Genomic DNA, 20818 nt, shown 5'->3' on the forward strand with positions numbered 1-20818 from the left:
CGCCGTACAGCTGAAGATGGTAGGGGGAGAACTGAAGATGAAATTTCGCTATTTGCCGCAGACGGAGCAAGATCGAAAGCAAATGCTGGAAACGATTGGCGTAGACTCTGTTGATGAACTGTTTGCCGAAATCCCTGAAAGCGTGCGTTTTAAAGGGAAAATGAACCTGCCGGCGCCGATGAGCGAGCCAACATTGGTGAAGCACATGAATCGTATGGCTGGACGCAACACTTCAATGGATCAGGCCGTTTCGTTCTTGGGGGCAGGTGTGTATGAACATCACATCCCAAGCGTGGTCGGGCATGTTGTATCGCGCTCGGAATTTTACACCGCGTACACCCCGTATCAACCAGAAATCAGCCAAGGGGAATTGCAAGCCATTTTTGAGTTTCAAACCATGATCTGCGAATTGACAGGCATGGATGTGGCGAACTCGTCCATGTACGATGGCCATACGGCGCTCTCGGAAGCAGCGAGCATGGCAGCTGCCACCTCCCGCAAACGGAAAATCGTCATCTCGCAAACCGTCCATCCCGAGGCGCGGCAAATCCTGTTGACCAGCGCCAAGGGCTTGGGACTGCAAGTGGTCGAAGTGCCGCATCAAGATGGCGTAACGGACTTGGCTGCGCTCTCCGCTGAGGCGGATGAAGAGACGGCGGCGGTGATTGTGCAATCACCCAACTTCTTCGGGAATATTGAAGATTTGGCGCAAGTGGAGCGCATCGCCCACGCTCACAAAGGCCTGTTTATCGTCAGCGCTAATCCTTTGTCGCTCGGCCTGTTGAAGCCGCCGGGGCAATACGGCGCCGACATTGTGGTTGGCGATGCTCAACCATTGGGGATTGCACCGTCCTTCGGTGGACCGCACTGCGGCTATTTTGCGACGACCAAAGCGCTGATGCGCCGCATTCCGGGCCGGATCGTCGGACAGACGGTCGATGAAAACGGCAAGCGCGGGTTTGTACTCACTTTGCAAGCGCGTGAACAACACATCCGCCGCGACAAAGCGACATCAAACATCTGCTCCAACCAAGCGCTGTTGGCCTTGGCAGCATCGGTTTACATGTCAGCGTTGGGAAAACAAGGGATGCAAGACGTGGCGCGCCTCAATCTGCAAAAAGCACATTATGCCAAAGAGCGACTCAGCCAGGTTGAAGGGATTGAGATCGCATTCAGCCAGCCGTTTTTCAACGAGTTTGTGGTCAAATTGCCTCATCCCGTAAGTGAAGTAAATCGCAAGCTGTTGGAACAGGGCATCATCGGCGGCTATGATCTGGGACGTGATTATCCGGAGCTGGCCAACCATATGCTGATTGCGGTGACGGAAGTACGGACGAAAGAAGAAATTGACATGTTGGCGAATGGTTTGGAGGGTCTGCTGTGATGAAAACAACCGAAGAAAAAGCACTCATTTTTGAAATGAGCCAGCCAGGACGTGTAGCATACAGCTTACCAGAATCGGATGTACCAGATGGGGATTTTTTGCCGCCGGAACTGATGCGGGAAACTCCGGCTGAATTGCCCGAGGTATCCGAATTGGACTTGATGCGCCATTACACGGAGTTGTCCCGTCGCAACCATGGGGTAGACAATGGATTTTACCCATTGGGTTCCTGCACGATGAAATACAATCCCAAAGTGAATGAAGATGTGGCCCGTTTCCCTGGGTTTGCCAAGATTCATCCGTATCAAGCGGAAGAGACGGTGCAAGGGGCACTGGAATTGTTGTACGAATTGCAACGGGATTTGGCCGAAATCACAGGTATGGATGCGGTGACGTTGCAATCCGCGGCGGGTGCCCAAGGCGAATGGACCGGGTTGATGATGATTCGTGCATATCATGAATCCCGCGGGGAGTCTAAGCGCGATAAAGTCATTGTGCCTGATTCGGCGCATGGAACGAACCCGGCGAGTGCGACGGTGGCAGGCTTTAAAACCATCACCATCCCCTCCAATGAGAAAGGCTTGGTGGATGTAGAGGAATTGAAAAAGGTGTTGGGTGACGATACGGCGGCGTTAATGCTGACCAACCCAAATACCTTGGGCTTGTTTGAAGAAGAGATCAATGTGATCGCCGACTTGGTTCACGAAGCGGGCGGACTGCTGTACTACGATGGAGCCAACGCCAATGCTATTTTGGGAATCGCCCGTCCGGGAGACATGGGGTTTGACGTCGTTCACTTAAATCTGCATAAAACGTTTACCACCCCGCACGGCGGAGGCGGCCCAGGAGCTGGACCGGTTGGCGTGAAAAAAGAGCTGTTGCCGTTTTTGCCGAAGCCGATGGTGGCCAAGGCTGAGGATGGTAGCTACTACTTCGATTATGACCTGCCACAATCAATTGGCCGTATCAAAGGGTATTACGGAAACTTTGGCATCTTGGTTCGCGCGTATGCGTACATTCGCACCATGGGGCCTGAGGGATTGCGGCAGGTGTCCGAAAACGCTGTGATGAACGCCAATTACATGATGCGACGGTTGGAGCCGTATTATGATCTGCCGTTCAAGCAGCATTGCAAGCATGAGTTTGTATTGTCGGGCAAAAGACAGAAGAAGTTGGGCGTTCGGACGCTGGATATCGCCAAACGCTTGCTTGACTTTGGATTCCACCCGCCAACTATCTACTTCCCGCTGATTGTGGAGGAGTGTCTGATGATCGAGCCGACTGAGACGGAATCCAAAGAAACGCTGGATCGTTTTATCGACACCATGATCCAAATCGCGAAAGAAGCGGAAGAAACGCCAGAATTGGTTCAGGAGGCGCCGCACCATACGGTGGTGAATCGTTTGGACGAAGTGACTGCGGCCCGCAAACCGGTGTTGCGCTGGTACAAGCAAGATTAAAAATGTAAATGGTTTAAAAGCGGATGGGCAAGGGTTCTCATCCGCTTTTTTTATTGGTGTTAATAAAATTAATAAAAATATATCCATATTTAAAAATGGGATAGGCTTAGTATGATAGGCGCCTGCGTTAAATTGGTATAAGAAAAATAGCGTGATTTATGTTATTAACTCCATTTAATCCTACCTTTTTTCTTGGGTTTAAGCAGGAAGAAGAGTAGGTTTTTTTAGGGAGGATATATGAAATTTTATACCATTGCGGTTATGAATGTTGTACAATGACAAAAGAAAATGTGGGAAAGGGAGAAACCCATGAAGCAGGGCAGGGGAAAATGGTGGCAACTCTTTCTTTCTTTTTGCAAAGTCAGCCCCGTCACTTTTGGCGGGGGCTTTGCTGTGTTGCCGTTGATTGAAAAAGAGATCCTTCACAGACGCCAGTGGATGGATGAGCGGGAGTTTGGAGAAGCGACCGCCATTGCCCAGTCGATCCCGGGGGCCATTGCGGTGAATGTGGCCATGGTGATCGGCTATCGGTTGGCAGGCATGGTGGGGGTGTTGTGCGCGACGGTGGGCATTGTGTTGCCTGCGTTTGCGATTGTGTTGTTGATGTGTTTCGGGTTTTATCACATTCATACTTGGAATTGGGTAAATGGCGCATTGGAAGGCGTGAAAGCCGCCATTGTCGCCTTGATCGTCTACGCGGCGATTCGTATGGGCAAATCGGCACTTTGTGACAAGTGGACTTGGGTTATCATGGGTGGAGCGGTCGGTGGATTGCTCTTTTTACATGTTCATCCCTTGCTTGTGATGGTGGCAGGGGCCCTGGCTGGGATGGGTTTTGCCAGTGGAAAACGAGTGTTGGCGGCACTTAGGCAGAGTAAAAGTGAGTAATGGGAAGGGGGATATGGGCATGCTCATCGAGTTGTTCGTCACTTTTTTTAAGATCGGCATATTTTCGTTTGGCGGGGGATACGCCATGATTCCAGTAATTGAACATGAAGTGGGGCTTCATGGTTGGATGGGTACCGGGGATTTTTCAGAGATGATCGTGTTGGCAGGGATGGCACCTGGTTCTCTGGCGATGAACAGCGCGGTGTTTGTCGGCTATCATGTGGGAGGAGTGCTTGGTGCGATCGTTGCCTTGTTAGGCATGGTGTTGCCCTCGTTGATTTTGGTGATGTTGGTTACAGCGTTAATCTTTCGTATGCACAAACACCCGTTGTACAAGTCGGCATTGTATGGATTAAAGCCCATCATCATCGGCCTGATCGTGTATGCGGCGATTCGCTTTGCGGATGGCAGCCTGTTCGTCGGACCATGGGACGGGCATACCATAAGCTTGATTGTGATCAGCCTGTGCGCGCTTTTGGCCTTGATGCGGTTTAAACTCCATCCGGTCATGGTGATGGCTCTGTCTGGTATGGTGGGCGTTTTTCTATATCAATGATTCACTCTTCACTTATAAATAGTGAAGAGTTTTTTTAATTAAATGATGTTAGCGAATACATTTTATTATAAAATAATGAATGAGTATTCAATCAATATAAAAGGAGCGTGTCGATATGAAAGGGAAAACAGCGATTGTCACAGGTGGCAGCAATGGAATGGGCAAAGCGATTGCCGCTCGTCTGTGTCAAGAAGGTGCGAACGTCGTTATCACCGCGCGCAATGAAGAGCGCTTGGAGGCGGCACGCCAAGAAATGGAAACGTTTTCAGGGCAAGTGTTGGCGGTTCCGATGGATGTACGGGAGTTGGATCAAGTAGAGGCCACAGTGCAAAAGGCAAAAGAAGTATTTGGTCGGGTGGATTACTTAGTCAACAATGCGGCGGGCAACTTTGTGGTTCCGGCAGAGAAATTGTCTCCCAATGGTTGGAAAGCAGTCGTCGACATTGTCCTTCATGGTACGTGGTTTTTCACGCAAACGGTGGCAAAAGACTGGATCGCCAATGGGCAAGCGGGCTCCATTGTCAATATAGTAGCTACTTACGCTTGGACCGGAGCAGCCGGAGTTGTTCACTCCGCCGCGGCCAAAGCGGGGGTATTGGCGATGAGCCAGTCGCTCGCAGTGGAATGGGGAAGCAAAGGGATTCGCATCAATTGCATCGCTCCCGGACCAATTGAAAACACAGGCGGTGTAGAGAAATTGATCGCCGATGAGCGTGCGTATGAGGCTGTCAGACGTGCGGTGCCGTTGCAACGATTCGGGAAGCCCGAAGAGATTGCTGCACTGGCCAAGTTCTTGTTGTCGGACGAAGCTAGTTATATCAACGGGGACTGCATTACCATGGATGGCGGCATGTGGATGAATGGAAGTCGTTTTTTATAAGACATGGATGGCTGTGTGGGTGAAAGTGCTCCAAACGTCATATTGATCGCGAAGTGGTGACCGACATTAAACTTAGCTTAGACCGCGATACAGGTCATGCCAATATTTTGCATGACCTGTTTTATCTAAAGATTTATGTAATAATTTTAAATATTATGAGATTATAAGTGAGAAGCCGCGCCTGCTGAGAGATGACGCTGTATAAGGGTGGTTGAGATGTTTGAAATGGGAGACCTCTATTTCAAATGTAAATAAAACGATTGCAAACACATGCTCCACATCAATAATTCGGGATTGATTTCTCACGGCTTTTTATCGTATATTGCTTGTTATCGGATCAGTGCTTGAGAGAGAGGTCGAAGCAAACATGAGTGAGCCATTTCGCATCAAAAAGGTCCTCAATAATAATGTCGTTATCGCGGTGCATCCAGCGTTGCGGGAAGTGGTCTTGATTGGCAAGGGCATCGGGTTCCAAAAAAAAGTGGGCGAACTGATCCAAGAGGAAACCGTGGAAAAATGTTTTGTTCTGCAAGACAAAAAAGAGCAAGAACAATACAAACAGCTGTTATCGCAAGTGGATGAGCGCTTAGTTGAGGTGATGAATGATGTGGTTCTTCATATTCATAAGCGTTTTCAGACACCCCTAAATGAACATATTCATACGGCGCTGATGGATCATATCGGTTTTGCTATCAAGCGGTTGGAGCAAGGGATTGCGTTCACCAATCCGTTTTTGGTTGAAACCCGCGCGCTGTACGAACGGGAATATGAAGTGGCGGAAGAGATTGTCGACATGATCGAAATGAAGATGGGAATTCGTTTGCCAGAAGCGGAAGCAGGCTTCATCGCCATGCACATTCACAGCGCTTTGACCCGCAGACGCCTGTCGGAGATCCACCAGTATTCACGCCTGATCCTCCGGCTTATCCGCATGGTGGAAACGGCACTGAACAAAGAAGTGGATCGCAAAAGCATCTCCTACTTGCGCTTGGTTACCCATCTGCGCTTTGCCATCGAGCGCACAGTGGCAGAGGAAGATATTACCGAACCGGAAGGGTTCACAGAATTGTTGCGTTCTCAATATCCGATGTGTTATGATATAGCATGGAAGCTGTCAAAAGTGATGGAGAGGGAATTGAAGAAAGCGGTTCCCTTGGCAGAAGTGAGTTACTTGACATTACATTTGCAGCGAATTATCAGCAACTGAATAAGGGCTGTTTCAATCCCCGTCCCAATAAAAAGGGTGCGAAACAGCTTTGTGGCTCTTGTTTTCACGTGTTACTGATTCGATCAGGCATGAGTGAAAAAAGGCTGGATGATCAGCGTGGCCAAAGGGATTTGTCCCCTTTTGCAAGCGCTCCCATCTGTCTTTTTTTGCTCATGCCTTATTTATTTTTTGACGGGTTGGGCAAAACAAGAAATGATTGCGTGGAGCGAAAAGTTCTCACGGATTTGCACTTATTCATGTTTTGACAAACCATGATAGGAGGAGACGTCTAAGATGTTTAAAAAACTTTTTGGCATCCTGCAACGCGTCGGTAAGTCGCTGATGCTGCCGGTAGCCATTTTGCCGGCAGCCGGTTTGCTGCTCGCGATCGGGAATAAATTGCAGATTGGGATTTTGGAAAACGCCGGGGGTATTGTATTTTCCAACCTGGCTTTAATCTTCGCGATCGGGGTGGCGATCGGTCTGTCCAATGGCGAAGGAACCGCTGGTTTGGCAGCCGTTGTCGGTTATCTCATCATGAATACAACCTTGGGTGAGATGGCTAAGCTCAACGGAGTGGAAACGGTAGATGTGTTGGGGATACCGAGCTTGCATATGGGGGTTTTCGGCGGGGTAATTATCGGGATTGTGGCGTCATTGCTATATAACCGATTCCATGATATCGAATTGCCGCAGTACCTCGGCTTTTTCGGTGGCAAGCGTTTTGTGCCGATCATCACGGCAGTGGCCGCCTTCCTGATGGGCTTGTTGTTCTTTTTTGTCTGGCCTCCGATCCAAACGCAGATCGACAAGCTGTCCCATATTGTGACGGCGCAAAATACTGCAGTGGCCGCGTTTATCTTTGGTGTGATCGAACGGGGATTGATTCCTTTTGGTCTGCATCACATTTTCTACAATCCGTTCTGGTATGAATTTGGTACCTGGACCAATGCGGCGGGTGAGATTATCAAGGGCGACCAAACGCGTTTCTTCCAAGGTGACCCGACAGCGGGTACATTTATGTCTGGTAAATTCCCGTTTATGATGTTCGGCTTGCCAGCGGCGGCTTTGGCTATTTACCATACAGCTCGCCCTGAGAAAAAGAAGCTGGTCGGCGGTATCATGGCATCTGCGGCTCTGACTTCGTTTTTGACGGGGATTACCGAACCGCTTGAGTTTTCCTTCTTGTTTGTAGCTCCGGTTTTGTATGCAGTTCACTGCATATTCGCAGGTCTGTCGTTTATGTTGATGGATGTGCTGGGCGTGAAAGCGGGAATGACTTTCTCCGGCGGGATCATCGACTTGATCATGTTCTGGGACATCGATACCAAACCATATCTCATCATTCCAGTCGGTTTGGCGTTTGCAGTCATTTATTACTTTGGCTTCCGGTTTGCCATCAAGAAGTGGAACCTGCGTACACCGGGTCGGGAAGATGATGAGCTGGAACACACCAACGAAACGGCGGCAACCGGCGATTTGGCTGAAAATGTGTTGAAAGCACTGGGTGGTAAAGAAAACCTCTCCAACCTGGATGCCTGCATCACCCGCTTGCGCATTTCGGTTAATGATGTGAAAAAAGTGGACAAGGAACAGTTGAAACAATTGGGAGCATCGGGTGTGCTGGAAATGGGTAACCATTTGCAAATCATCTTTGGTCCTAAATCAGATATCATTAAAGAACAAATGAAGCAATTGATGATGGGTAAGAAACCGACCTCCGCGCCTGTTGAAACGAGCGAGCCGGCGAAAACAGAGGCTACAACGGTAGAGCAAGGCGAGTTTGCAGCTCCGATGACCGGGAAGCTGTTGCCGCTCAGCGAAGTGCCGGATCAAGTATTTTCTCAAAAAATGATGGGCGACGGCTTTGCGATTGAACCGACAGAGGGAACAGTGGTTTCCCCGGTGGACGGCGAGATTGTCAACTTGTTCCCAACCAAACACGCTATCGGCATTCGCGCCCTTGATGGCCGGGAAGTGCTGATTCATGTGGGGATTGACACAGTGAACTTGGAAGGAAAAGGATTTACCTCCTTTATTGCTGAAGGGGACAAAGTGGAGAAAGGACAAAAACTGCTGGAAGTGGACTTGGCTTACATCAAGGAACACGCTACCTCGATCATCACACCAGTCATCTTTACCAATTTGCCGGAAGGAGCTGGCGTGAAGCTGAATAAGGACGAGTGCAAAAGCGGAGACGAAAAGATCCTTGCGATTGAGTAGGTGGCATGGCGCCCCGTAAGGAAAACGTGTTGACGGGGCCGGTGACAACGGCTTAATTCAAACGTTGTCGCTGGCCCTTTTTTATTAGCTGTAGCGTATGGTTTTGCTTAAAAAATTAGCAATCATCAGTTAATATGGAGTTGACAGGGTTGGTTTGTCATAAGGCGCACCTTTTCCACACGACATGTCATGTCATTACATCCTGCGAGGAGGAGTTTGGATGGCGAGATCGGCAAGTGGATGGTTATCCTTGGCTCTGGCTTTGGCGGTGGTATTTCAGACAGGATTTATGCCGGTGAATGATTCCACGGCGCCGACTGGGCAATTGGCGCGTATGACATTGGAAGAAAAAGTGGGACAAATGATCATGGCTGGTTTTTATGGAGAGAAACCGACGGAAGAGGCGCGCAAACTGATACAGCAAGGTCATGTGGGTTCGATGATATTGTTCTCTTATACCGGCAATGTGAAGGAACCTTTGCAAACAGCTCGGTTGACCAACGGCTTGCAAGCCATGGCGCAAAAGACACGTCTGGGCTTGCCGCTTCTGATCGCCACCGACCAAGAAGGGGGAGTGGTCGCCCGGCTGACGACTGGAGCGACGGAGTTGCCGGGCAATATGGCACTGGGAGCTACCCGCATCCCGTCACTGGCTCGACAGGCCGCTGAAATCACAGCCAAGGAATTGAAAGCGATTGGCATCCAGATGAATTTGGCGCCCAATGTGGATGTGAATGTGAATCCGGCCAATCCGGTGATTGGTGTCCGTTCCTACGGCGAGGATCCAAAGCTGGTGGCTGAGTTGGGAGCGGAGCAAATCAAGGGCTTACAGAAAAATGGCGTCATTGCAACCGCAAAACATTTCCCGGGTCATGGGGATACCCATGTAGACTCGCATTTGGGCTTGCCGGTGATTGATAAAAGTCGGCAGGAGTTGGAACAAGTGGAGTTGGTGCCGTTTAAACGCGCGATCGCTGCGGGAGTGGATGCGATCATGACGGCCCATATCCATGTGCCCGCCCTCGATCCAACCCCCGATCTGCCGGCGACATTGTCTGAGCCCATTCTCACGGGGCTTCTGCGTAACAAGCTGGGGTATGACGGCTTGATCATCACCGACAGTATGGCGATGGCGGGGGTGGCTGGATATTTTGGCGGGGTGTCTCAAGCGGCGATAAAAGCGGTACAGGCCGGGGCGGATATCATTTTACTTACACCGGAGTTGACTACGGAAGAGCAGCTGGATGTGCACAAGGCGATTGTGCAAGCGGTGAAACGGGGAGAATTGAACGAAAAGCGGATCAACCAGTCGGTGTTGCGCATTTTGCGGGCAAAATGGAAAGTCGGTGTTTTCACTGATCGCTATGTTCCGTTGCATCAAGTGTCCAAAAAGGTGGGCATTCGCAAGCATCACTCGCGTGCCTTGGCAATGGCCCAGCAAGCAATTACCCTGGTTAAAAATGATGACAATCTGTTGCCGCTTCACTTGGATAAAGGGCAAAAAGTGGGAATTATCAGCCCTTACTCGCTACTTGAGTATGTTCAAAAGTATCACGCAGAGGCCGAAGAGTTGTACCTCAACCAGGTCAACCCCAGTGATGACATGATTCAAGCGGCGGTGGCCATGGCCAGGGATAAGGATGTGCTGTTGGTCGGGACCTACAGTGCCAACTTGTATCCGCAGCAAGCAAAATTGGTTCAAGCATTACAAGCACTGCAAAAACCACTCATCGTGGTCGGTCTCCGCAATCCTTATGACATCAAAGAATTTCCAGAAGTGAATGCATATCTGAACGCTTACGGATTCCGCAAGGTTTCCTTGCAAGCGGCGGTAGATACGGTATTTGGAGCAAATCAACCCCAAGGGAAATTGCCTGTTACCATCCCAGACTTGTATCCATACGGCCATGGTTTGTCTTATTCTCATTCAGCACAAGTATGGCCGCAGACCAAGTGAAAGGAAGAACCTTCGCCACGAAGCGACCCATTGCCAGGCTGCAGCCTATTAAGGCTGTAGCCCGGTTTATGCCATGGTATAGTAGAGAAGTTAAACATGACCGAGAAAGGGGAGTGCGCGGATGAAGGTATTGGTAACCGGTGGAACAGGGTTTTTGGGGCGTAATCTCGTCCATTGCCTGGTGGAGGCGGGATTGGAGGTGACTGTGTTACACAGGCGAACCTCTTCTCTGGATGGTTTGCCACCGGGAATATCCTTTGTGGAAGGGGATATCACTTGCCAGGAAAGCATTCGGGGCGTATGTGACGGCATGGACTGGGTTTTTCACGTGGCAGGAGAAGTGGCATGGGGAAAGTGGCACAAACAGTCGATGTACCAGATCAATGTGGAAGGGGCCGCAAATATCGCCAATGAAGCGTTGAGAAGTGGCGTGAAGCGATTTATCCATACGAGTTCGGCTGCGGCGGTGGGATTGGCGGAGCGAGATGCCATCGATGAATCGTTTGACTTTAATGGTGCAGAGTTGCAAGTGGAATACGCGATTGCCAAACGAGCCGGCGAGGACAAAGTGTTGGCTCTTGTTCAGCAGGGTTTGCCGGCGGTAGTAGTTAATCCGACAGTCATCGTGGGGGTGCGGGCAGATACGGGCGGGTTTGTGGAATCCGTGTTGCAACGCAAACTTTTTGTCGCCCCGCCAGGTGGCATCAATGTGTGTAATGTTGCGGATGTGGCGCGTGGACACTTGGCTGCGGCGGAAAAAGGGCGCATTGGCGAGCGATACATATTGGGGGGAACCAACGTATCCTTGCACGCTTTTCTGCAACAGCTGGCCGATTATGGACAAACGGGTTTGACCATTCGCCGTGTTCCGCAAAGCTGGGCGAAAGCAGCAGCCATATTGGGAGAGCTCGGGGCGATGGTTACCGGAAAAGATCCGGCCTTTGCATGGGATTTGGCCAAATTGTGTGGACGCAATGTCTATTATTCCTCTGCCAAAGCAGAGCGGGAGTTGGGCTACACCATCACTCCTTTGGCGGAAACGGTTCAGGCATGTGTGGACTGGGTAAAGACGAGCCACCGTGCAGGAGGCAATCGGCCTGCTGTGTGATAGAATACAATTAAATGAAAAGAAGTAATGCTTATTGAGATGTCGAGAAAAGGTGTGAAAGGTTATGGATATTTGGCGGTTTCTTCCTTATGAAGCGCATGCGCCAGCGATGAACATGGCGATTGATGAAGCGATCTTACATTTGCATCGCGAAGGGAAAGTCCCCCCAACCATTCGCTTTTACGGTTGGACGCAACCCACCTTGTCGATTGGGTATTTTCAAAAAGCGCGCAAAGAAATCGATTTTGACACATTGCAAAACAAAGGATTTGGGTTTGTCAGACGGATGACCGGGGGACGGGCGGTGTTGCATGATCAAGAGTTGACATACAGCGTCATCGTGGAAGAAGCCCATCCCATGATGCCAAAGACGGTTAGCGAGTCGTACCGCGTTATCAGCCAAGGCTTGTTGGCCGGATTCAAGAGGTTGGGATTAGACGCCAGCCTCGCTCCGCCAAAAGGGCGGACAGGGGAAATGTCTTCAGCCTGCTTCGATTCCCCCTCAGACTACGAATTGGTCGTCAGTGGGCGGAAGATCGCCGGCAGTGCGCAAACAAGGCAGAAGGGCATCATTTTGCAACATGGGTCCATTTTATTGGATATGGATGTGGAAGCCTTGTTTGAAGTATTGCTTTTTCCGTCGGACCGGGTGAGAGAGAAACTGAAACAGGCTTTCACAGATAAAGCGGTGGCGATCCGCCAGTTGGCCGATCGGGAAATCGGACTTGAAGAAGTTAAACAGGCGTTTTTTGAGGGATTTGGGGAAGGCATGGGGATTCAGCTCCAGACCGGGGAACTGACCAACCAGGAAAAGGAGCTTGCCCAGCGACTCATGACAACGCGTTATGCCAATGATGACTGGAATTTCATGAGATAACTTGCCTTCAGGCGCGAATGCGATTGCACGGTTTGTGTCTATCTTGACATAATGTACATTTATATGTCATAAACCATTGCTGTTGTCTTTTAGTTCTATACTGTTGAATAATTTTCTTCTTGATTTTTCGGTTGCTTATGATAGCATAAAGGTGCTAGTAGCTATATGCTATTATTTTCTAATTCATTCTAACTTTCATCAAATCTATTATCATAAAGGTTAGGGGAAACTAGATTGAAACAGGATACAAATGTGAAGCGACGATATTATGAAAGATTCCAAGTGGAAGATGTGATCAATTTCTTTTCTGGTCAACTTCTGCAGGCGAAATCTTCGGATGGTGCCCAAGTTTTCCTACAAAGCATCAAAATCACCCGCCGTCCTCTTCCAAACGGCTATCAAGAAGCTTTTCGTCGGTTGCAACATCCGTATTTGGCGCCGATCCTTGACCTGATCGAAGAGGAAAACGAACTGTTATTGGTTCACCCGCCGTTTGCTGGAGACCCCTTGCCTTTAACCGTAAATAAAGAGCGGGCAATGGATCCCGAAGTGGCTGTGCGCATTGTGGGGAAATGTTTTAAAACGTTGCGGGATTTGGAGCGGTTACCTTTGCCCCTGAGCGCAACGTTGGATCCGAAGAATATTTTGTTGAACGGACATAAGCCGCTCATTTTGTTCTATTATATGAAGGATCCCAAAACACCACGTTTTGATGAGAAATGGCGCGAGCTCCTTTACTATCTACTTACTGGTCAAGCTCCAATGGGTGGATTGAAACAATGTGAAGCCGAGCTGGAGCGCAGAAAAATCCCAAGTAGGGTAGCGAAGCTGGCGCTGATGAGTTTAGATCGCAAGCATCCGTATGCGGATGTGTTGCACGCGGTAGAGAGCTATATCGATGCCAAAGCCGGGAATCAAGGGAGCGGTCTCAGCCGTAAGAACGCGGCGTCGAAAAAGACGAAACGAAAAGGTGTCGTTACCACCGTTACCATTGCGGCCGCTGCGTTGGTGTTGGTGACTCTGGCCGTTTCACAATGGAAGCCGGAAGAAAGTTATACGGGATTATTTGAAAATCCGGATAATGCGGTAGGACAGCAAGGTGGAGAACAGATTAACACGGGGGACTCGCTGGTGCAGTCCATCCATTTCTCCAATGACAAAACCCATTTTTCATTGCCGTACACCTTAACGGGCAATTCCAACTTGCGCGGGGAGTTTCAACTGGCCAAGTTGAACGGGTTTTTCGGATACTTGGAGTCTTCGGATGGGAATGCACAATACGGAATTCACATCAACAAGCAAGGCTCGATTGAGCTTTACCATACCATGGGCTCCAAAATGACGAAAGTCGGCGTTTCTGGAGATGGATATAAAGTAAAGCCAGGCAAAAAGTACACCTTTGAGATTTTGTACTATCCCAACGAGCCGCTTCGTTTGGCATTCTCAGAAGAAGGGCAGCCGGAAAAATGGATTGCGACGGGGATCACACCCGTTTCAGGAGAGTTGAAAATGAGGTTCACAGGGAAAGAAGGAGCAGTCTTGTACTATCCTGTTCCCAACCCAGTGACCGACAAGCAGATGGTCGAGCGGGTCTGGATGAATCAGCAACCTTGGCACCTCGATTTTGGGCAAGCAGTCCTGACGCTGGACGACGAACAACGCTCGCGGTTGAAAGTGTTCCCAGCTACTCAGGTGCGCTTGGGCGGCAATGATGCCACCAAATTCTCTTTTGCCCCCATTACAGCTGATGATTTGTTCCAAATCGATATACAAACGATCAACAACGCCCGGTACCGGTTGGTGCTGGAGGGGAAAGAGAAAAAGGCAAGCTTGTTCAAGTTGGATGAAAAAATCGAGAAAGTTGCTGAGAAACCGCTGGACGGAGAGGGCGACAACCTTTACACTGTCATGATTAAACCGTCATTCACCAAACTGACGATTGACTTGGTGCGCGGATCCAATAAGACAACCTTGGAGTACACCGACAAAGCACCGATTTTGATCAGGGATGTCACTTTGCAGAATCGCAATGGGTTTGAGTTGGTGGAAGAGAAAGAGAAACTTAACGATACGCAATGAAAGACCGTGACAAAAAGTGCACGGTCTTTTTCTATTGCGTCACGTTTGCGGTGGAAGTCACATCGTAAACGGAGGAATCGAGCGACCGTCAATGTCGGTGAACCCGTATTCTTTGGCTAGATCGCCAACCCTCAGCACTTGGCCGCTTCTCTCAATGACGTCTGAATCGGCACATAGCGCCGCGACTGCCCGGCCGATATAATAGGGCGATTCTGTGTTTTTCAGTGCGTCGACTTCTTGCCAATGTTCTTCGTCCGTTTGGAATGCTTTTAGCACAAGTTCGGTTCTCATCCATCCGGGTGATACGGCCAACACAGCGATGCCGTCCGCCTTTAATTCGATGGACAGCCCATATGCCATGCGAATCAACGCGTTTTTGGCCAAGTCATAATATAAATGGCCGATGTATTTGTCTTGATCCCAAAAGGTGGTGTGGATGATGATTCCTCCCATGCCTTCGCGCAATAAGGGAATTGCAAAATGGTTGGTAGCCAGTTGCGCTCGCACGCCTGCGGTAAACATATGGTCCCAATGTTGAAGGGATTGTTCCCAAAAGGGTTCAGAGGTGATGGGGAGTTGATTTCCACCCCACACATTGTTGACGAGGATATCCAGACGTCCTTGTTCCCGGCGAATTCGCTTAATCACCGCTTCTGTGTCAGCATCGCGCGTATGATCACATTGGACAGGAATGCCCTTTCCGCCCGCGGCTGTCATGAGAGATATCGTTTCATTGAGGGTTCCGGGCTGATCGGGGTCGTTTTGATCGAGGCTACGGCCCGTGACGTACACGGTCGCCCCCGCTTTCGCCAGTTCTACTGCGATGCCGCGGCCCGCCCCACGACTGCCACCTGTGACAAGTGCCACTTTTTCTGTTAATGGTGCCAACATATTCAACTCCTTCCCTTAACATGTTCAGTATAAAATGGATATATGACACCCTTTGTCTTATATCGTGCGATCTTTTTTAAACGCTATCCATACAAAAAAAGCTACCGATTCACGGTAGCCTGTAAGATGACAGATAGGTTGATTTTTTGATGGTGGAGGCACGCTTTGTATGGATTCGGTTCAAAGGCATCAAGAGGATGATTCTGCAAGAGTGGTGCGTTTGATTTCATTGACAAATGCTTCTTGAAGTTGTTTGGTCACAGGACCGGGTACACCTTGGCCTACTGGACGGCCATCGATTTCCACGATGGGACAGATCTCCATGGTGGTGCTACTCAGGAAGACTTCATCCGCCGATTCCAGCGCTTCTTTGGAAAAAGTGGTTTCACTGATCGGTATTTCGCATTCGTCAGCCAATTTGAAAACCACTTGGCGGGTGATTCCATTCAGGATCAAGTGGTTGGCTGGGTGTGTGTGAAGTGTGCCATCTTTGATGATGAAGATATTGGTAGAGCTTCCTTCGGTTACGATCCCGTCGCGAACGAGAATTGCTTCTTTGGCTCCATGCTCGATGGCCGTCTGTTTGGCCAGCACCGCACCAAGCAAGTTGAGGCTCTTAATGTCGCAGCGTAGCCAGCGGATATCTTCCGTCGTGACGGCCTTAATACCGTGGTTCAATTCAGCCAATGGGCGTTTGGCGTGTTGTGTATAGGCGATCACTAGCGGGCGGGCCTGTTCCGGAAAACCGTGATATCGCGGTGCCGTGCCGCGGCTTACTTGAATGTATACATTGCCTTCTTCCAAGTGATTTTGTTGGATCAGGTCAAGCAACAGCTGTTTCAGGCGCGTGATAGGATAAGGTAACGACAGCCGAATTTCCGTGGCGCTACGTTCCAATCGGGCCAGATGTTCATCCATATAAAAGGGGCGTCCATGGTAGACCCGAATCATTTCATACACGCCGTCACCAAATTGGTAAGCCCGGTCTTCAATGTCAATGTTCGCTTCTTCACGGGAAACCAAACGTTCGTCATACAGAATCATTTTGCTTCATCCCCTCTTTATGTATCTTTCTTTTAGTTTGCCGGATGGTTCTGAAAAGTACAAGGCTTGATCTTGACTGAAAACTAACTTCGCTCACCTTGCCAAGCGGTGTTTTTTCTGAAACAATGGTGGTAACTTCTGTTTGCCGATACATAAGCGTCAATATCGATGAGGGATGTGGTAATGTGGCAATATACGCATTAAGTGACTTGCATTTATCATTTAACAAACCGGTTACCCTCTATGATGTCAACCCTGATCAAGATATAGAAAAGCCGATGGATGTGTTTGGCTGGACGCGGCATTATGAGCGGATTCGCGACGGGTGGCTCCGCTTGGTCGGTCCGGAAGACACTGTGCTGATTCCCGGGGACATCAGTTGGGCCATGAAATTGGATGTGGCGCGGTACGACTTTGACTGGATCAATCAGTTGCCGGGCTATAAAGTGATGTCGCCGGGCAACCATTGTTATTACGCTCACAGCAAAAAGAAAGTACGAGAGATGTTGCCGGAAGGAATGCAGTGGGTAGATGCGGACTATACGCTGGTTGAGGGGCGAGTGGTGGCTGCCACCAGGGGGTGGATGTTGCCAGGGGAGCGTTTTTTTAATGAGGAAGAAGATCGCAAGATCTATGAACGCCAAGTCGGCCGGCTACGACTTGCTTTGGAAGCAGCCGCGAAGGAGCAACCTGGACGAGAGAAGATCGTTATGCTCCATTTTCCGCCGTTGACGGCTTCCGCGAAGGAGTCTGGGTTTATGGAAGTGATGAAAGAGTTTGGGGTGACTTTGTGCGTTTATGGGCATATGCATGGCAAGGCCCGAGAAGAAGCGATTCAAGGGCGGGTGGATGGAATCGACTTGCGTTTGGTCGCTTGCGATGCCATTGATTTTTGTCCGGTCAAGTTGTTTGATTGAGAAGGTGCGGTCCGTGAGCTAAAGAGATGGTCGTACGAGGAGAGTCGTTCGGACGTATCGGCGCTTCACTGTCCAATGGTAGGCGGCGGGCGGGTCGCGATCAAGTGTGAGGGACCCGCAGACCTTCCATACTCGGCACTATCGGTGACTGAACTCCGCCGGCAACCATCAGTCCGAAGTTTGCCCGAAAGTCCGCCTCGCCGATGGGATCCGGCTTAACGGTAAAACGGTTGGGAATAGTGGTCAGCGCCGTTGGAGTTTCCCTTCAGTTGCTCGCGAAGTTGCTCCCGAAGTTGGCGGTTTTCTTCGCGGATTTGTTGCACGTCATAAAGCAACTGTTGGAGCAACTGCTCGATCTGGTTGTACCGTTCATGCTCATTCAACACGGATTGTGTTTGAATCGTCTTTTCAAACTCTATGTAATCTTTAATGATTTGATCTAGAAAATGATTCACTTCATCCACATCGTAACCGCGCATTTTCCGTTTGAACTCCTTGTTATGAATATCACGTGCCGTCAAACCAGGCATATCTATCCCTCCTCCACAATGTCTTTAAATTCAGTATACTCACTCAATTGAGAATGGTAAATACCTAAGAGACATGTCATAGGCATCTTTTCATGAATCTGGGACATTGGATCGGATGCGCAAGAATCGGCTGTAGAAGATCAGAGGGAAGACAAGATGGAAAACGGTGCTTTGTTTTCCTTCATGCGCGCTAGCATTGGCAGGGGATATTCGGTATACTGTATCGTGCGACAGAAACGAAAACAAGAAAGAGGTGGCAGGTGGGATGAAAATCCTGGCAGTCCCTGGAAGTTTGAGTGAACAGTCAACGACGCATATGGCAGTAGCGATTGTCGCCGAAGCGGCTCGTAAGATGGGTGCCGAGGTAGAAGTGTTTGACCTGCGGAAGGATCCGTTGCCGATTTATGATGGGCGAGTGGATGAAGCGTCTTATCCGGAGACCGTTCGGTTGTTCAAACAAAAAATGGCGGAAGCCGATGGATTCATTTTCGCGTCACCTGAATATCATGGCAGCATATCCGGTGTGTTAAAGAATGCATTGGATTTTATCGGAGCGCGTGAATTAGAAGGAAAATGGGTGGCATTGCTCGGCACGGCCGGAGGTGCGATGGGCGCTACAAATACGCTCAATACACTCAACACGATCTGCCGCTCACTACACGCGTGGCCATTGCCTTCCATGCCTTCTGTACCACAAAGTTACATGGCATTTAATTCGGACGGCACATTAAAAGACGAGAAACTGCAACAACGGCTGGAAGACTTGGGTACCAGTCTGGTGAAGATGATCCAACTGTACGGATCAGAGCTACGTGTCAATACAAAAGGATAGGAGATTAGCATGCTCTATCCGCAAAAATATGATAAACTACTTTTGAATTTCAGTTGCTACATAGATAGGGGGACTTTCGATGCCAACACCGAGCATGGAGGATTATTTGGAAAACATTTATAAATTGATTGAACAAAAGGGTTATGCCAGGGTGTCGGACATCGCAGAAGCATTGGAAGTGCACCCCTCATCTGTAACAAAAATGGTGCAAAAGCTGGATCAGAACAAATATCTGGTCTACGAAAAATATCGGGGTTTGGTTTTAACTTCTAAAGGGAAAAAGATAGGGAAACGCTTGATGGATCGGCACCAGTTGCTGGAGGAGTTTTTGCGTTTGATCGGAGTTAGCGAAGACCAGATATACCATGATGTAGAGGGGATCGAGCACCATTTGAGTTGGGATTCGATTACTTGCATCGAAAACCTGGTACAGTATTTAACGGCTAACAAAGAAATCGTGGATCACTTGCAATCCTTAAAAGAAGCAGATGAACAAGAAACGGATGAAATGAAATAACCCATGGACTCGTCTCCTTGGGTTTTTTTGCTCTTTATCACATACATTTTTTAACAGGGAGAATTTGAAAAGGAGGGGCGCTGATGTGGGCAGACGCCGTTTTTGAAGGCGGTGGGGTGAAAGGGATTGGTTTGGTGGGCGCTTTATCCGTCGCTGAGAGCAAGGGATACAAGTGGAAAAAAGTAGCCGGAACATCGGCGGGGTCGATCATCGCGGCCTTGCTGGCTGCTGGCTATACAGGCAAGGAATTATATGAAATTTTGATGGAGCAGGAATTTTTGCAGTTTTTGGCTCCGTCTTGGTATGATTATATTCCCGTGGTTGGTCCGGCCTTGCGGTTATGGTTGAAAAAAGGGTTGTATCCGACGACAGAGTTGGAGAAGTGGGTTTCCAATCTGCTCAAGGCCAAAGGGATTCAGACGTTTAAAGATTTGCCTGAGGGTGTGGAGCTTCACGTTATCGCATCGGACATTTCACGAAGCCAATTGTTGGTGTTGCCGCAGGATTTGAAACAGTACGGTTATGATCCTGAATCGTTCCCAGTGGCCAAAGCGGTGTGTATGAGCTGTAGCATCCCTTTCTTCTTTGAACCGGTCAAATTGATGCATTATCCTACCCGCAAAACCTCTTATGTGGTGGATGGGGGAGTGTTAAGCAATTTTCCGGTCTGGTTATTTGACAAGGATAATCCGCGATGGCCTACTTTCGGCTTTTCGCTCTGCGCAGAAGGAGAGGAGCAAATCCATCAGATTGACGGCCCGCTCAGCATGTTCCGATCGTTGCTCTATACGATGTTGGATGCGCGGGACAACCGGTATGTACAACAGCATGAAGAGATCCGCACCATTCAAGTGCCGATCAGCGGCGTGAAAATGACTGATTTTTCTTTATCCAAGGAAAAGAAAGAGGAATTGTTCATGTCGGGCGTGAAAGCTGCTGAGTTTTTCTTCAACAAATGGAGCTTCGATCAATATCTCAGCGCACGGGGTAAAAGCAAACAAATCACATACAAGATCAACCCATCCGACCAAGCTGGAGGATAAAGTCCGAAAGTTGGCTTAACATGGATATCAATGCATTTGGTTCTCCCGTTTTATGTCGATTGTCATTGCACCCGAGAATATGAAACAGCCCCCGCTTTACACCAGAGAGGAAGGCGGGGGCTGTTTCATTATAGCGATTTTTTATTGTTGTTGCCTTCAATCACACGAAATGGGTATTTTTTGCGCTTGCGTGGGTGGGTCTTGGCTTGTTTGCTTGCTAGGGGTGAGCGCATTGAGCCTAAGCGCAACAGCCAGCGCGGTGGGAATTTGTACAGGTAGATGACGATGCCGATGACTAGCGCCGGCAAGAGCAACCGACTGGGCTGTTGGATGAATTCGATCACGGCGCCGAACAAGACAAAAGCCAGTACGAGATAATGCCAATATGGCTTAGAGCCGGGGTTGGTCACGCATAACACCCTCTT

General features: G+C 49.4%; 18 protein-coding genes and 1 pseudogene. 15 read left to right on the forward strand and 4 right to left on the reverse strand.

Annotation, left to right across the window (positions count from 1 at the left end; genetic code table 11):
- Positions 1-37: 37 nt before the first annotated feature.
- The 11 genes from gcvPA (at position 38) to EDC32_RS03925 (ending at position 14619) form a co-directional block, all read left to right on the forward strand.
- Entirely contained in the window at positions 38-1384 is a 1347-nt protein-coding gene (gcvPA, locus tag EDC32_RS03875; protein ID WP_132220080.1) for an aminomethyl-transferring glycine dehydrogenase subunit GcvPA, read from the forward strand.
- Positions 1384-2844 (forward strand): aminomethyl-transferring glycine dehydrogenase subunit GcvPB, encoded by a 1461-nt coding sequence (gene gcvPB, locus EDC32_RS03880; RefSeq protein WP_132220081.1) that lies wholly within the window; start codon positions 1384-1386, stop codon positions 2842-2844. The genes gcvPA and gcvPB overlap by 1 nt, the downstream gene beginning before the upstream one ends.
- A gap of 309 nt (positions 2845-3153) precedes the next feature.
- A complete protein-coding gene (locus tag EDC32_RS03885; RefSeq protein ID WP_158283219.1) occupies positions 3154-3732 on the forward strand; it encodes a chromate transporter in 579 nt (192 codons plus the stop codon).
- A gap of 19 nt (positions 3733-3751) precedes the next feature.
- Positions 3752-4288, forward strand: a complete 537-nt coding sequence (locus EDC32_RS03890; protein ID WP_132220083.1) for a chromate transporter — start codon at positions 3752-3754, stop codon at positions 4286-4288.
- Between the two features lie 115 nt (positions 4289-4403).
- A complete protein-coding gene (fadH, locus tag EDC32_RS03895; RefSeq protein ID WP_132220084.1) occupies positions 4404-5168 on the forward strand; it encodes a 2,4-dienoyl-CoA reductase in 765 nt (254 codons plus the stop codon).
- A 367-nt stretch (positions 5169-5535) separates the two neighbouring features.
- On the forward strand, positions 5536-6375 hold the full coding sequence (gene glcT, locus EDC32_RS03900; protein ID WP_029071785.1) for a glucose PTS transporter transcription antiterminator GlcT: 840 nt from the start codon (positions 5536-5538) through the stop codon (positions 6373-6375).
- Positions 6376-6669: 294 nt separating this feature from the next.
- Complete coding sequence (ptsG, locus tag EDC32_RS03905; RefSeq protein WP_132220085.1) at positions 6670-8598, forward strand: glucose-specific PTS transporter subunit IIBC; 1929 nt, start codon at positions 6670-6672, stop codon at positions 8596-8598.
- 220 nt (positions 8599-8818) lie between these two features.
- Complete coding sequence (nagZ, locus tag EDC32_RS03910; protein WP_158283220.1) at positions 8819-10555, forward strand: beta-N-acetylhexosaminidase; 1737 nt, start codon at positions 8819-8821, stop codon at positions 10553-10555.
- Positions 10556-10676: 121 nt separating this feature from the next.
- Complete coding sequence (locus EDC32_RS03915; RefSeq protein WP_132220087.1) at positions 10677-11663, forward strand: NAD-dependent epimerase/dehydratase family protein; 987 nt, start codon at positions 10677-10679, stop codon at positions 11661-11663.
- 64 nt (positions 11664-11727) lie between these two features.
- Positions 11728-12540 (forward strand): lipoate--protein ligase family protein, encoded by an 813-nt coding sequence (locus EDC32_RS03920; protein WP_132220088.1) that lies wholly within the window; start codon positions 11728-11730, stop codon positions 12538-12540.
- A 234-nt stretch (positions 12541-12774) separates the two neighbouring features.
- A complete protein-coding gene (locus EDC32_RS03925) occupies positions 12775-14619 on the forward strand; it encodes a hypothetical protein (RefSeq protein WP_132220089.1) in 1845 nt (614 codons plus the stop codon).
- 57 nt (positions 14620-14676) lie between these two features.
- Here the strand turns inward: EDC32_RS03925 and EDC32_RS03930 are convergent, their stop codons facing one another.
- Complete coding sequence (locus tag EDC32_RS03930; RefSeq protein WP_246026838.1) at positions 14677-15510, reverse strand: SDR family oxidoreductase; 834 nt, start codon at positions 15508-15510, stop codon at positions 14677-14679.
- A 189-nt stretch (positions 15511-15699) separates the two neighbouring features.
- Complete coding sequence (gene dat, locus EDC32_RS03935; protein ID WP_132220091.1) at positions 15700-16554, reverse strand: D-amino-acid transaminase; 855 nt, start codon at positions 16552-16554, stop codon at positions 15700-15702.
- A 185-nt stretch (positions 16555-16739) separates the two neighbouring features.
- Between dat and EDC32_RS03940 the strand changes: the two genes are divergently transcribed.
- The gene (locus EDC32_RS03940; RefSeq protein WP_158283221.1) at positions 16740-17471 is read left to right on the forward strand and encodes a metallophosphoesterase; all 732 of its coding nucleotides are present in this window, start codon (positions 16740-16742) and stop codon (positions 17469-17471) included.
- A 419-nt stretch (positions 17472-17890) separates the two neighbouring features.
- On the opposite strand, the pseudogene EDC32_RS16885 reads toward EDC32_RS03940, so the two are convergent.
- Positions 17891-18001 (reverse strand): annotated as a pseudogene (locus EDC32_RS16885) (DivIVA domain-containing protein); the annotation flags it as partial.
- A gap of 265 nt (positions 18002-18266) precedes the next feature.
- On the opposite strand from EDC32_RS16885, the gene EDC32_RS03950 reads away from it, so the two are divergent.
- From EDC32_RS03950 to EDC32_RS03960, 3 genes are all read left to right on the forward strand, one after another.
- Complete coding sequence (locus EDC32_RS03950) at positions 18267-18833, forward strand: NADPH-dependent FMN reductase (RefSeq protein ID WP_132220094.1); 567 nt, start codon at positions 18267-18269, stop codon at positions 18831-18833.
- Between the two features lie 79 nt (positions 18834-18912).
- A complete protein-coding gene (gene mntR / locus EDC32_RS03955; protein ID WP_022736142.1) occupies positions 18913-19350 on the forward strand; it encodes a transcriptional regulator MntR in 438 nt (145 codons plus the stop codon).
- Between the two features lie 83 nt (positions 19351-19433).
- A complete protein-coding gene (locus EDC32_RS03960) occupies positions 19434-20393 on the forward strand; it encodes a patatin-like phospholipase family protein (RefSeq protein ID WP_132220095.1) in 960 nt (319 codons plus the stop codon).
- Positions 20394-20521: 128 nt separating this feature from the next.
- Here EDC32_RS03960 and EDC32_RS03965 read toward each other — a convergent pair whose 3' ends face one another.
- The gene (locus EDC32_RS03965; RefSeq protein WP_022736144.1) at positions 20522-20803 is read right to left on the reverse strand and encodes a hypothetical protein; all 282 of its coding nucleotides are present in this window, start codon (positions 20801-20803) and stop codon (positions 20522-20524) included.
- Between the last annotated feature and the right edge of the window lie 15 nt (positions 20804-20818).

The sequence above is a fragment of the Laceyella sacchari genome (assembly GCF_004343255.1).
Classification (GTDB): domain Bacteria; phylum Bacillota; class Bacilli; order Thermoactinomycetales; family Thermoactinomycetaceae; genus Laceyella; species Laceyella sacchari.